A 13,318-nucleotide genomic window follows, 5' to 3' on the forward strand; every position below is an offset into this window, starting at 1 on the left:
GGTCGGGCAGACGAAGGTGAAGTCGGCCGGGTAGAAGAAGAACACCGACCACTTGCCCTTGAGGTCGGCATCCGAGACGGTGACGAACTTGCCGTTGTGGTAGGCCTGGGTGGTGAAGGGCTTGAGCTTGGTATTGATGATTGCCATGTGGGTTTCTCCTCGAGGGGTTGGGAATTACGACAGGAACATCTTAGAACTGCCTGGATTATTGATCCAATTGATTGCTTAAATATGGTACATAGTTCGGGGCTATTTTTGTCAATCGCGGGCGTCTTGCCGGGGCTTGTCAGCGGCATTGTGCGAAATGCAAAAAAACCGGCGAAATGCGCTGATAAGGCCATTTCGGGCCAACACTAATGGGAAAAGGTGTGCTACTTTTACCTCGCTGCCGTTCCAACGGCCAGTTTTCTTAACTTGATTGGGTAACTAGGAGGCACTTAGATGAATAAATCCGAGCTGGTCGAAGTTGCTGCACAAGAAGCTGGTATTACCAAGGCCGCCGCAGACAAGGCGCTGTCGGCCATCATCGGCGCGGTTGTTAAGACCGTGGCCAAGGGCGAGTCGGTAACGCTCGTTGGTTTCGGTACTTTCAAATCCGCCCAGCGCGCCGCGCGCACCGGCAAGAATCCGAAGACGGGCGCCACGTTGAAGATTCCGGCCACGACCGTGCCGAAATTCACGGCCGGTACCGCCTTCAAGGCTGCCGTCGCGCCCAAGAAAAGCGCTGCCAAGAAGAAATAATCGAAGTTCCATCGAATGCGGGGCCCGTCTCTGACGGACTCCGCTTTTTACTTTGCAATGAACAATCCGAATAGCGAAACCCAGATCGAAGAAGTCCCGGCTGAAGTCCAGTCGCCCGACACCACGCCGGCAGAACCGCCGCCGCCGGAGTTCCAGCCGCTCGACCTGCGTCGCCGCCTGCGCGAGTTGCTCTCGGTGCCCGAACGGGATCGTAGCGACGAGCAGTGGGACGAAATCATCGAGCTGGAAATCCAGCTCGCGCCCGGCAACCGCATCGCCGGCAACGAGGCGCCCGCAGGGCAGCCGCGGCACAACAACCAGCAGCGCCATGGCAAGCAGGGTGGCGGCAATCACCAGAATGCCGGCGCCGGTGCCGGTGCCGGCAACGCGCAGCAGAAGAAGCATCGTCCGCGGACCAAGAATAATCGTCGTCCGCGCCAGGGCGGCAAGCCCGGCGGCGAAGCGGCTTGATCGGACGACTGTTTTCCGGCCGGTTCCGGCATGCAGCATTTTGACCTGATCATTGTCGGTGGCGGCCTGGCCGGCGCCAGTCTCGCCGTCGCCTTGCGCGACAGCCGCCTGCGCATCGCGCTGGTCGAAGCGCAGGTGCCGCGCCGTTCCGAGGGCTGGGATGCGCGCATTTATGCGGTGAGTCCGGCCAATGTCGATTTCCTGCGCCGGATCGGCGTCTGGAAGCATCTCGACCCCGAACGCATCGCCCGGATCGACGCCATGCGCGTGTTCGGTGATGCCGGCGGGCAGCTCGAGTTTTCGGCCTTTCAGAGCGATGTGCCCGATCTCGGCTGCATCCTGGAGTCTTCGGCGATGGCCTGCGAGCTTTGGGAAAACCTCAAGCGCCAGGCCAATCTGCAGTTGTTTTGTCCGCAGCATCCGGCGGCGCTCGAGTTTCGCACCGAAGCGACGATCCTGCGCCTCGGCGACGGCCAGGTGCTGTCGGCGCCGCTGCTGGTCGGTGCCGATGGCCGCGATTCCTGGGTGCGCGAAGCCGGCGGAGTGCGCGCGGTCAACCGGCATTACGGCGAAAAAGGCGTGGTTGCCAATTTCACCGTTGCCAGGCCGCATCGCAACGTCGCCTGGCAATGGTTCCGCGACGATGGCGTCCTGGCCTGGCTGCCGCTGCCGGGGAACCGCATCTCGATCGTCTGGTCTACGCCGGATGCGAATGCGGATGCCCTGTGCGGACTGTCGCCTGCTGCGCTCGCCGAGCGGGTCGGTGCGGCGGGAGGCAATGTCCTTGGCGAGCTCGAGTTGATCACGCCGGCGGCGGCCTTTCCCCTGCGACTGATGCGCGTGCCGGAGATCGTCAGCCCCCGTCTGGCGCTGGTTGGCGATGCCGGACATGGCATTCATCCGCTGTCCGGGCATGGCATCAATCTCGGTTTCCGCGACGCGCGCGAACTCGCCGAACGCCTGCTGGCGCTACAGCCCTGGGAGGATCCGGGGGCTTTGCGTTTCCTGCAGGGCTATCAGCGGGCGCGGCGCGAGGAGATCGCCCTGATGCAGGCGACTACCGACGGCCTGCGCCGCCTTTTTGCCCAGCGCTGGTCGCTGTTGCGCCCCTTGCGCAATGCCGGCCTCGACCTGACCAACCGCCTGCCGATGGCCAAGAGCCTGCTGGTGCGCTATGCCCTTGGGGCCATCTAGGAGAATCGAATGTTCGTCAAAACCCTGTCCGCCTTGTCGTTGTCACTGTTTGCCCTTGCCTGCTCGGCCAACGAGGCCGACATCCAGAAGACGGTCGAGGCGCGCCTTGGCGTCAAGGTCGAAAGCGTCACGAAGTCGGGTTATTTCGGCCTGTACGAAATCTACGCCGACGGCCACCTGTTCTATACCGACGACAAGGTCAGCGCCTTGCTGATCGGTGGCGACATGATCCGTTCCCAGCAGGCGCTCAACCTGATCGACCTGAAAAGCAACCGCAATGTCACTGAGGAACGCCTGCGCAAGCTGACCGCGATCAAGTTCTCCGACCTGCCGCTGGAGCGCGCGGTCAAGCAGGTGCGCGGCGACGGCAAGCGCGTGCTGGCCACGTTCGAGGATCCGAATTGCGGCTACTGCAAGCGCCTGGCCAAGGATATCCAGAAGCTCGACAACGTCACCGTGTATACCTTCCTCTATCCGATCCTCTCCGAGGATTCGCTGAAGAAGTCCCGCCAGATCTGGTGTTCGGCTGACCGGGCCAAGGCCTGGAACGACTGGATCATCGACGGCAAGACGCCGGGCGGTCGCGACAACTGCGACACCTCGGCGATCACGCGCAACCTCGAGTTCGGTCGCCGCCTCAATATCACCGGCACGCCGACCATCGTTTTCGCCGACGGCGAGCGGGTGCCTGGCGCGGTGCCGCTGAACGTCCTCGAGCAGAAGCTGGCGCAGCCTAAATAAAAGCCTCCGGCGCGGGCCGGTTCGGCTCGCCCGGTAGCGGCACGTTGATCTCCTGCGGGAGGTCCGTGCCGTTTTTTTTTTCGCCACAAAAACCCACGCCGCTCATGTCATCCGGGTCGCTTTTTGGCTCGGGAAAACTCCTGATGTTTCACTTTAAGTGTGTGTTTCGTCGGCGTTGATTTTAAACGAAAAAATTATCGCAATTTTGTCTCTGAAAAGCTCGATAAGTCATTGTTGCGTAAGAAAAAATTCCCGTTTTTGCTATTGACGTCAAGGATGCCTTCCTCTAAAGTGGGTAAACGTGTTGAAAAGTGGGTAAACGGGGATGTTCGAGGGCGCTGCGGCACTCAACCTGGATGCGAAGGGACGGTTGGCCATTCCGGCCAGGCACCGTGACGTCCTGCTCGCTGCCGGTGAGGGCTCGCTGGTCCTGACTGCGCATCCGCACCGCTGCCTGCTGCTCTATCCGGCGCCGGCCTGGCAGCCGATCCGCGACCAGATCCTGAAGGCGTCGAGCCTCGATCCGAAGGCGGCGGCGATCAAGCGCGTGATGGTCGGCAATGCCCGTACCGAGGCGCCGGATTCAGCCGGTCGGCTGCTCGTTGCCCCCGAGTTGCGGGCCTATGCCAAGTTTGAAAAGACCGTTTACCTGGTCGGCATGGGCAGCCACTTCGAAATCTGGAGCGAGGCGGGCTGGCAGGAGCAGAACGACCTGGCCGCCGAGGCCCTGACCGGCGATCTGCCGGCCGGACTTGGAGATCTCGTGCTGTGAGTTCCGGCGGCGCCCATGTCACGGTGCTGCTCGAAGAGGCGGTCGATTCCCTGGCAATCAAGAAAGACGGCGTTTACGTGGACGCGACCTTTGGTCGTGGCGGCCACAGTCGTCGCATTCTCGCCGGGCTGGGTGAAAACGGCCGCCTGGTTGCGGTCGACCGTGATCCACAGGCGATTCTCGCCGGCGAGGCCATTGGCGATCGGCGCTTTCAGTTGGTACATCGGGCATTCGGTGAGCTGGCCGAAGCCGCGGCCGAGGCCGGGGTGGCGGCGGTTGACGGGGTTTTGTTTGACGTAGGGGTGTCGTCGCCGCAGATCGACGACGGGGAGCGCGGTTTCAGCTTTCGCTATGACGCGCCGCTCGACATGCGGATGGATACGACGCAGGGCGAGACGGCGGCCGAGTGGCTGGCGCAGGCCGATTTGAGGGAAATTACGGAGGTCATCAGAAATTATGGCGAAGAACGGTTTGCTTTCCAGATTGCAAAGAAGGTTGTGGCTGCTCGGGTCGAACAACCAATTGTCACAACAGCTCAGTTCGCGGCCCTCGTACGCGAGGCCGTGCGCACCCGTGAGCCAGGGCAGGACCCGGCGACGCGCAGCTTTCAAGCTCTACGGATTCATATCAATCAAGAGCTCCGCCAGCTGGAGGTAGCCTTGCCGCAGGCGCTTGAGTTGCTCAAGCCCGGTGGCCGGTTGGTGGTGATTTCCTTTCATTCGCTCGAAGACCGCATCGTGAAAAACTTCATGCGCGCGCAGTCGACCGCGGATGCCCTGCCCAAGGGGCTGCCCTTGCGCGCCGACCAGTTGCCGCAGCCGAAGCTGCGCCTGATCGGCAAGCCGGTCAAGGCGAGCGCCGCCGAGGTCGCCGCCAATCCGCGTGCGCGCAGTGCGGTGATGCGGGTGGCGGAGAAAGTCTGATGTTCCGCCTCAATCTCGTCCTCCTGATGATCGTCGTGCTCTGCGCGCTCGCCGTGGTCACTGCCCAGCATCGCGGTCGCAAGCTCTTCCAGGCGCTCGAGGCGGAGCAGGAAAAAGTGCGTCAGCTCGAGGTCGAGTACGGTCAGCTGCAGATCGAGATGTCTACCTGGGCGACACATCCGCGGGTCGAGAAGATCGCCCGTGAGCGTCTGCGCATGGTGGCACCGCCGCCGCTGTCGCCGGCGGCTGTCGCCGGGCAGGGGGCGCGCTGATGGTCGTCCGTCGTCGCCCGCAACGCGGCCACCGCTACGCCGAGAGCCCGGTCCTGCAACTGGCCCTGCAGGGCTGGCGTTCGCGCATGGTTGGCCTGCTGTTGATGGCGGCCTTTTTCGCGCTGCTGCTGCGGGCCTTCTACCTGCAGGTGATCAATAACGACTTCCTCCAGGAAAAGGGCGACTCGCGCTACCTGCGCGACATCGAAATCTCGGCCTCGCGCGGCAAGGTCACCGACCGCCATGGCGACATGCTTGCGGTGTCGACGCCGATGCGCTCGATCTGGGCGATTCCCGGCGATGCGCGGACGATGAGTGCCGAGCAGAAGCGCCTGCTGGCGCAACTGGTCGAGCTCAAGCCGCGCGAACTCGATGCCCGCCTGGCTTCCGAAAAGACCTTCGTCTTCATCAAGCGTCAGGTGCCGCCGCAGACCGCCGAGCAGATCGCCGCGCTCAAGTTGCCCGGCATCCATCAGGAAAAGGAATATCGCCGCTATTACCCGGCGGGCGACATGACCGCCCACCTGGTCGGTTTCACCGGCGTCGACGACAAAGGCTTGGAGGGCGTCGAACTGGCCTTCCAGCAAAGCCTGCTTGGCCGCCCCGGGGCGCGGACGGTGATCCGCGACCGGCGCGGCAACATCATCGAGGATGTCGGCGCGACGCGGCCGCCGCGCGATGGCAGCGACATCGCCCTGGCCATCGATGCCAAGATCCAGTATCTCGCCTACAGCCACCTGAAGAACGCCGTCGCCGAGCACAATGCCCGCGGCGGCGGCATCGTCGTTCTCGATACCCGTACCGGCGAAGTGCTGGCGCTTGCCAACTGGCCGACCTACAACCCGAACAACCGCGCCAAGCTGTCCGGCGAGCAGTTGCGCAACCGCGCCGTCACCGATACCTTCGAGCCGGGTTCGACGCTCAAGCCGTTTACCGTCGCCCTCGGTCTGGAGAAGGGCAAGTACCGCTACGACACGGTGATCGATTGCGCGCCCGGGCGCATCACCATCGGTCGCGCGGTGATCAGCGATTCGCATCCGCATGGGGAGCTGACGGTCGCCCAGGTCGTCCAGAAGTCGTCGAACGTCGGTACCACCAAGATGGCGCTGAGCATGCCGGCCGAGTCGATGTGGGACATGTTCGACCGGCTCGGGTTCGGCAAGGCGCCGCAACTCGGTTTCCCCGGCGAGGTCGGCGGTCGCCTGCGGCCCTGGAAGAGCTGGCGTCCGATCGAGCAGGCGACGATGTCCTACGGTCACGGCATTTCGGTCAGCCTGATCCAGCTCGCCCGTTCCTATACCGTCTTCGCGCGCGACGGCGATCTGGCGCCGGTGTCCTTGCTGCGCGTCGACCAGCCGGTGGTGCGTGGCGCCGAGGTCTTTTCGGCGCAGACCGCGCGCGAGATGCGGGCGATGCTCGAGATGGTCGTCGGCCCCGGTGGCACTGCGCCCAAGGCAGCGGTGCCCGGCTACCGCGTCGGCGGCAAGACCGGTACCGCGCACAAGCTCGAAGGCGGCGTCTACGCCAACAAGTACATCGCCTCCTTCGTCGGCATCGCCCCGATTTCGAATCCCCGCCTGGTTGTCGCCGTGATGATCGACGAGCCGAGCGGTGGCCAGTACTACGGCGGCCAGATCGCCGGTCCGGTGTTCGCCAACGTGATGGGCGGCGCGCTGCGCACGCTCGGCATCGCGCCCGATGCGCCGGTCCAGGTGGCGGCCATGAATGATGGAAAGGGGCGGATGTGATGACGCCGCGTGAAATCCTCGATCGTCTCGAAAGTCTTGGCGTCGAGCCGAGCGGCGTTGCCGACGACAGCCGCCAGGTCCGCCCGGGCGATCTCTTCCTTGCCTACCCCGGCGATCTTGCCGATGGCCGCGCCTATATCGCCGACGCGCTGGCACGCGGGGCGCGGGCGGTGGTCTGGCAGCCGGGGGGCGATTTTGCCTGGAATCCGGCGTGGACCGTGACCCACTTCAGCGTCGACGCCCTGCGCCCGCTGGCCGGGCCGCTGGCGCACGCGATCTACGGGCATCCCAGCGAGGGCATGTCGCTGATCGCGATCACCGGGACCAACGGCAAGACCACGGTCAGTCAATGCCTTGGTCGTGCCTATCCGCGCCCCTGCGCGGTGGTCGGCACGCTCGGCGCCGGCTTCGCCGACGAACTGTCGCCGACTGGCTTCACGACGCCGGAAGCGACCACGCTGATGCGCTACCTGGCCGATTTCCGCAGCCGCAAGGCCGCCGCCTGCGCCCTCGAAGCGAGCTCGATCGGCATCGAGGAAGGGCGAATGAACGGCCTGCGCGTCGATGTCGCGGTATTCACCAACCTGACCCGCGACCATCTCGACTACCACGGCAGCATGGAAGCCTATGCCGCCGCCAAGGAAAAGCTGTTCCGCTGGCCGCGCCTGCGTACCGCGGTGATCAACATCGACGACGAGTTCGGCCTGCACCTGATGCGGGAAACCGAGGCGATGCGGGTGATCGGCTATTCGATGCAGCCCTTGCGCCGCGATTTTCCCGCGCTGGTGCGTGCCGAGAACCTGGTCGATACACCTTTCGGCCAGCGTTTCGAGATCGTCCTGCCGAACGGCCGGGCGATGGTCGATACGGCGCTGGTCGGCCGCTACAACGTTGCCAACCTGCTCGCCTGTGCTGCCGTCCTGCACGACGCCGGCGTCATGCCGGCCGAGATCGGACGCCGCCTTTCCGAGCTGACGCCGCCGCCCGGACGGATGGAGCGGCTTGGTGGCAGCGGCGAACCGCTGATCGTCGTCGATTATGCGCATACCCCGGACGCGCTGGCCAACGCGCTCGCCGCTCTGCGACCGCTGGCCGGTGCTCGCGGCGGCAAGCTGGCGGTGGTGTTCGGTTGCGGCGGCGATCGCGACAAGGGCAAGCGGCCGCAGATGGGCGGCGTTGCCGAAGCCGGCGCCGACCGTGTCATGGTGACCAGCGACAACCCCCGCAGCGAGTCGCCGGCGGCCATCATCGAGGCGATCCTGGGTGGCCTGGTGCATGCCGAGGTCGAGCCCGACCGGGCGCTGGCCATCCGCCGGGCGGTTGCCGAAGCCGCCGACCACGACGTGATCCTGCTCGCCGGCAAGGGGCACGAGGATTACCAGGAGATCGGCGGTCAGCGCCTGCCGTTCTCCGACCTGGCCGAAGCGCAGGCGGCCCTGAGCCTGCGCCGCGAACGCACGGGAGTGGCTGCATGATCGCCTGGCAATTGTCGCAAGTCGCCGCTGCCGTCGGCGGCCAACTGCTCGGCAGCGACTGCCGGATCGCCGGGGTGTCCACCGATACCCGGGCGGTGGCCTCCGGCCAGTTGTTCATCGCCTTGCGCGGTGAGCGCTTCGACGCCCACGACTTCCTCGAGCCGGCGCTGGCCGCCGGCGCTGCCGCGCTGCTGGTTGCCGACGCCGGCCGTGTTCCCGCCGGCGCCTCTGCCGTGGTCGTCGACGACACGCGGCTGGCGCTCGGTCGCTTGGCCGCCGCCTGGCGCCGTCAGTTTTCGTTGCCGGTGATCGCGGTCACCGGCTCGAACGGCAAGACGACGACCAAGGAAATGATCGCCGCCATCCTCAAGGCCGCTTTTGGCGATGCGGTGCTGGCGACGCGCGGCAACTTCAACAACGACATCGGCCTGCCGCTGACGCTGCTCGGCCTTGACGCGACGCATCGTGCCGCGGTGATCGAGATGGGCATGAACCATCCCGGCGAGATCGGCTATCTGACCCGCATCGGTGCGCCGACCGTGGCCCTGGTGACCAATGCCCAGCGTGCGCATCTCGAAGGCATGGGCGACCTCGACGAAGTCGCCCGCGAAAAGGGCACGATCTTCGCCGGCCTGCCCGCCGACGGCATCGCCGTGATCAACGCCGACGACGCCTACGCCGGTTTCTGGCGCGAACAGGTCGGTAGCCAGCCGGTGCGCAGTTTCGGCATCGACCAACCGGCCGACGTCCGGGCGACGTTGCGTCAGCACGGCCTGGAAAGCGCGCTGGTACTGCAGGCGGCGGAAGGCGAGATCGAATTCACGCTGGCCATTCCCGGTCGGCACAACGCCCGCAACGCGCTTGCCGCGGCAGCCGCCTGTCTTGCCGCCGGCTTGCCGCTGAGCGCGGTGGCTGCCGGCCTGGCAGCCTTCTCCGGCGTCAAGGGGCGGCTGCAGCGGCGTAGTGGACGCAACGGCGCGCAGATCCTCGACGACACCTACAACGCCAACCCGGATTCGGTGCGCGCCGGCATCGACGTGCTTGCCGCCACCGTCGGCCGCAAGGTCCTGGTTCTCGGCGACATGGGCGAGATCGGCGAGGCCAGCGGCCAGTATCACGACGAGATCGGCGGTTACGCCAAGAGCCAGGGCATCGACCGCCTGTTCGCGCTCGGCGACGCCAGCCAGCAGGCGGTGCGCAACTTCGGCGAGGGCGCCCGTCACTTTTGCAATGTCGACAAGTTGATTGTCGCGGTCGACAAGGAATTGGGCCCGGAAACCACCGTCCTGGTGAAGGGTTCGCGCTTCATGAAAATGGAACGGGTGGCCGATGCGCTGGCCGCCGCGTCCGGGGAGAATCACTGATGCTTTTGGCCCTTGCCCAATGGCTCGCGCAGGACATTCGCTTCTTCAATGTCTTTAACTACATCACGCTGCGCACCGTGCTCGCGGCGATGACCGCGCTGCTCATTTCCTTCGCCGCCGGTCCGCGCGTGATCCGCTGGCTGGCGGCCAAGAAGATCGGCCAGGCGGTGCGTACCGACGGGCCGCAGACGCACCTGGTCAAGTCGGGAACGCCGACCATGGGCGGCGTGCTGATCCTGATCGCGATCGGCATCACGACGCTGCTGTGGGGCGATTTGTCCAACAAATACGTGTGGACCGTGCTCGTCGTCACGCTCGGCTTCGGCATCATCGGCTGGTACGACGACTGGAAGAAGGTCGTCTATCGCGACCCGAACGGGCTGGCCAGCCGCTGGAAGTTCTTCTGGCAGTCGGTGCTCGGCGCCGGCGCCGCGCTCTTCCTCGCCTTCTCGGCGACATCGACGGCGCAGACCGAGCTGATCGTGCCCTTCTTCAAGAGCGTCGCCTATCCGCTCGGCATCGTCGGCTTCATCGTGCTGACCTATTTCGTCATCGTCGGCACCAGCAATGCGGTGAACCTGACCGACGGCCTCGACGGCCTGGCGATCATGCCGACGGTGATGATCGCCTCGGCCTTCGCCATCTTCGCCTACGTCACCGGCAACGCGGTGTATGCCAAGTACCTGCTGATTCCCTATGTCCCGGGCGCCGGCGAATTGTGCATCCTGCTCGGGGCGATTGCCGGCGCCGGGCTCGGCTTCCTGTGGTTCAACGCCTATCCGGCCGAAGTCTTCATGGGCGACGTCGGCGCGCTGGCGCTCGGTGCCGCGCTGGGCACGGTCGCCGTGATCGTCCGTCAGGAAATCGTCCTCTTCATCATGGGCGGCGTTTTCGTCGTCGAGACGCTGTCGGTGATGCTGCAGGTGTCGTGGTTCAAGTACACCAAAAAGAAATACGGCGAGGGTCGGCGCATCCTGCGCATGGCGCCGCTGCATCACCACTTCGAACAAACGGGCTGGAAGGAGACGCAGGTTGTCGTCCGCTTCTGGATCATCACCATCATGCTGGTCCTGATCGGGCTGGCAACCTTGAAGCTGCGCTGATGGAACTCAAGGGCAAACGCGTTCTGGTGATCGGACTCGGCGAGTCCGGACTGGCGATGGCCAAGTGGCTGCATCGCCAGGGTGCGTTTGTGCGGGTCGCCGACTCGCGTAGCAACCCGCCCAACGTCGAGGCCTTGCAGGCCGTCGCCCCGGGCGCCGAACTGCTCGTCGGCGAATTTGCGCCCGCCACCTTCGCCGCTTGCGAGGTGGTCGCCCTGTCGCCGGGTGTGGCCAAGGCGACGCCGCCGATTGCCGCCTGCGGCCTGCCGCTGATCTCGGAAATCGAACTGTTCGCCGCCGGTGTGCGCGCGCAGGTGCCCGACTCGCAGATCGTCGCCATCACCGGCAGCAACGGCAAGACCACCACCACCGCGCTGACCGCCCACCTGCTCAACGGTGCCGGCGTCCCGGCGATTGCCTGTGGCAACATCTCGCCGTCGGCACTCGACGCGCTGATGGACGCCCAGGACGCCGGCCAGCTGCCGGCCGTCTGGGTGCTCGAACTGTCGAGCTTCCAGCTGGAAACGACGCATCACCTGAACGCCGCGGCGGCGACCGTGCTCAATCTCTCGGAAGATCACCTCGACCGCTACAACGGCAGCCTGGCCGAGTACGCCGCCGCCAAGTCGCGTGTCTTCCAGGGCAAGGGGACGCTGATCCTCAACCGCGACGACGACTGGTCGATGGCCAACGGCCGCTGTGGCCGCAAGATGCTCACCTTCGGCCTCAACCCGGCGCCGCGTGCGACCGATTACGGACTGGTCGGCGGCGCCATCGTGCGCGGCGGCGAGGCCCTGGTCGCGCTGGCCGATCTGCAGTTGAGCGGGCTGCACAATGCCGCCAACGCGATGGCCGCGCTGGCGCTGTGCGAGGCCGTCGGCGTCGCGCCGCAGCGCCTGGTCGAGCCGCTGAAAAGCTTCCGCGGTCTGCCGCACCGGGTCGAGACCGTGGCCGAGATCGGTGGTGTGCTTTATGTCGACGATTCCAAGGGCACCAACGTCGGTGCCACGCTGGCGGCGATCGAGGGCATGGGGCGCAAGGTCGCCATCGTCCTCGGTGGCGACGGCAAGGGTCAGGACTTTTTGCCGCTGAAGGCGGCGTTGACCGTGCACGGTCGTGCGGTGGCGCTGATCGGCCGCGACGCGGCGGCGATCGGCATGGCCATCGAGGGCTGCGGCGTGCCGACGGCCATCGTCGCCGACATGGATGCCGCCGTCCGCTGGCTGGCCGCCCGCGCCGAGCCGGGCGACTGCGTGCTGCTGTCGCCGGCCTGTGCCAGCCTCGACATGTACCGTAACTACGCGCACCGCGCGCAGGCCTTCATCGATGCTGTCGGAGGGTTGCCGCAATGATGCTCTCGGCTCTCGACATGCCGCGCCGCCAGGTCGCCGAGATCGACCATGCCCTGCTCTGGTCGGCCCTGGTGCTGCTGCTCGGCGGCCTGGTGATGGTCTATTCGGCGTCGATCGCGATTGCCGAGGCCGGCCGTTTCACCAACCACCAGCCCGGCTACTACCTGATCCGCCACGCGATCTTCCTGTGCATCGGCCTGGTCGCCGGCGCCGTCGCCTTCCAGCTGCCACTGACCACCTGGCAGAAATATGCGCCGATCCTGTTCATGGTCGGTGTCGTCCTGCTCGCGATCGTCCTCATTCCCGGCATCGGCCGCGACGTCAATGGTGCCCGCCGCTGGCTGCCGCTCGGCTTCGCCAACCTGCAGCCGTCCGAACTGATGAAGTTGTTCGCGGTGCTCTATGCCGCCGATTACACGATCCGCAAGATCAACGTCATGCACGACCTGAAGCAGGCTTTCCTGCCGATGTTCGGGGCGATGGCGCTGGTCGGCATCCTGTTGCTCAAGGAGCCGGACTTCGGCGCCTTCGTCGTGATCATCTCGATCGCCATGGGCATCCTCTTCCTCGGCGGCCTCAAGGCGCGGATGTTCGCGCTGCTGATCATCGGCCTGCTGATCGCCTTCGCGATCATGATCATCGTCTCGCCGTACCGGCGCGACCGCATCTTCGGCTTCATGGATCCGTGGGCCGACGCCTTCGGCCGCGGCTATCAGCTGTCGCATTCGCTGATCGCCTTCGGGCGCGGCGAACTGTTCGGCGTCGGGCTCGGCGCCAGCGTCGAAAAGCTGTTCTACCTGCCGGAAGCCCATACCGATTTCCTGCTTGCGGTGATCGGCGAGGAATTGGGCTTCGTTGGCGTGTTGACCGTGATCCTGCTGTTCGCCGTCCTCGTCCAGCGAGCCTTCGCCATCGGCCGCCAGTGCGTCCAGCTCGACCGCCTTTACCCGGCGCTGGTGGCGATGGGCATCGGTATCTGGATGGGCGTGCAGTCCTTCATCAACATGGGCGTCAACGTCGGCCTGCTGCCGACCAAGGGCCTGACCCTGCCGCTGATGAGCTTCGGCGGTTCGGGCATCCTCGCCAACTGCGTGGCGCTGGCCATTCTCCTGCGGGTGGATTGGGAAAACAGGCAACTCATGCGAGGTGGAAAACTATGACC

14 protein-coding genes are annotated in these 13,318 nt (G+C 65.4%); 13 read left to right on the plus strand and 1 reads right to left on the minus strand.

Features of this window, described 5'->3' with window-relative positions:
* Positions 1 to 147: redoxin domain-containing protein (locus DFR40_RS13720; RefSeq protein ID WP_147431341.1), on the minus strand; the 147-nt coding region annotated here is incomplete at its 3' end.
* Between the two features lie 294 nt (positions 148 to 441).
* On the opposite strand from DFR40_RS13720, the gene DFR40_RS13725 reads away from it, so the two are divergent.
* From DFR40_RS13725 to ftsW, 13 genes are all read left to right on the plus strand, one after another.
* A complete protein-coding gene (locus DFR40_RS13725; protein WP_076091975.1) occupies positions 442 to 741 on the plus strand; it encodes an HU family DNA-binding protein in 300 nt (99 codons plus the stop codon).
* Positions 742 to 798: 57 nt separating this feature from the next.
* The gene (locus tag DFR40_RS13730; RefSeq protein WP_121459073.1) at positions 799 to 1,212 is read left to right on the plus strand and encodes a hypothetical protein; all 414 of its coding nucleotides are present in this window, start codon (positions 799 to 801) and stop codon (positions 1,210 to 1,212) included.
* Positions 1,213 to 1,242: 30 nt separating this feature from the next.
* Complete coding sequence (locus tag DFR40_RS13735) at positions 1,243 to 2,406, plus strand: UbiH/UbiF family hydroxylase (protein WP_121459074.1); 1,164 nt, start codon at positions 1,243 to 1,245, stop codon at positions 2,404 to 2,406.
* 9 nt (positions 2,407 to 2,415) lie between these two features.
* A complete protein-coding gene (locus DFR40_RS13740; protein WP_121459075.1) occupies positions 2,416 to 3,147 on the plus strand; it encodes a DsbC family protein in 732 nt (243 codons plus the stop codon).
* A gap of 325 nt (positions 3,148 to 3,472) precedes the next feature.
* A complete protein-coding gene (gene mraZ / locus DFR40_RS13745; protein WP_121459076.1) occupies positions 3,473 to 3,919 on the plus strand; it encodes a division/cell wall cluster transcriptional repressor MraZ in 447 nt (148 codons plus the stop codon).
* Positions 3,916 to 4,842, plus strand: a complete 927-nt coding sequence (gene rsmH, locus DFR40_RS13750; protein ID WP_121459077.1) for a 16S rRNA (cytosine(1402)-N(4))-methyltransferase RsmH — start codon at positions 3,916 to 3,918, stop codon at positions 4,840 to 4,842. The genes mraZ and rsmH overlap by 4 nt, the downstream gene beginning before the upstream one ends.
* Positions 4,842 to 5,114 (plus strand): cell division protein FtsL, encoded by a 273-nt coding sequence (ftsL, locus tag DFR40_RS13755; protein ID WP_121459078.1) that lies wholly within the window; start codon positions 4,842 to 4,844, stop codon positions 5,112 to 5,114. Before rsmH ends, ftsL begins: the two co-directional genes overlap by 1 nt.
* Complete coding sequence (locus DFR40_RS13760; protein ID WP_121459079.1) at positions 5,114 to 6,862, plus strand: peptidoglycan D,D-transpeptidase FtsI family protein; 1,749 nt, start codon at positions 5,114 to 5,116, stop codon at positions 6,860 to 6,862. Before ftsL ends, DFR40_RS13760 begins: the two co-directional genes overlap by 1 nt.
* Complete coding sequence (locus DFR40_RS13765; protein WP_121459080.1) at positions 6,862 to 8,337, plus strand: UDP-N-acetylmuramoyl-L-alanyl-D-glutamate--2,6-diaminopimelate ligase; 1,476 nt, start codon at positions 6,862 to 6,864, stop codon at positions 8,335 to 8,337. The genes DFR40_RS13760 and DFR40_RS13765 overlap by 1 nt, the downstream gene beginning before the upstream one ends.
* Positions 8,334 to 9,701 (plus strand): UDP-N-acetylmuramoyl-tripeptide--D-alanyl-D-alanine ligase, encoded by a 1,368-nt coding sequence (locus DFR40_RS13770; RefSeq protein WP_121459081.1) that lies wholly within the window; start codon positions 8,334 to 8,336, stop codon positions 9,699 to 9,701. The genes DFR40_RS13765 and DFR40_RS13770 overlap by 4 nt, the downstream gene beginning before the upstream one ends.
* Positions 9,701 to 10,804 (plus strand): phospho-N-acetylmuramoyl-pentapeptide-transferase, encoded by a 1,104-nt coding sequence (gene mraY, locus DFR40_RS13775; protein ID WP_121459082.1) that lies wholly within the window; start codon positions 9,701 to 9,703, stop codon positions 10,802 to 10,804. Before DFR40_RS13770 ends, mraY begins: the two co-directional genes overlap by 1 nt.
* Entirely contained in the window at positions 10,804 to 12,156 is a 1,353-nt protein-coding gene (gene murD, locus DFR40_RS13780; protein ID WP_121459083.1) for a UDP-N-acetylmuramoyl-L-alanine--D-glutamate ligase, read from the plus strand. Before mraY ends, murD begins: the two co-directional genes overlap by 1 nt.
* Entirely contained in the window at positions 12,153 to 13,316 is a 1,164-nt protein-coding gene (ftsW, locus tag DFR40_RS13785) for a putative lipid II flippase FtsW (protein WP_121459084.1), read from the plus strand. Before murD ends, ftsW begins: the two co-directional genes overlap by 4 nt.
* Positions 13,317 to 13,318: the final 2 nt, after the last annotated feature.

Origin of the sequence: Azonexus fungiphilus (assembly GCF_003634965.1) — a bacterium.
Taxonomy (GTDB): Bacteria; Pseudomonadota; Gammaproteobacteria; order Burkholderiales; family Rhodocyclaceae; genus Azonexus; species Azonexus fungiphilus.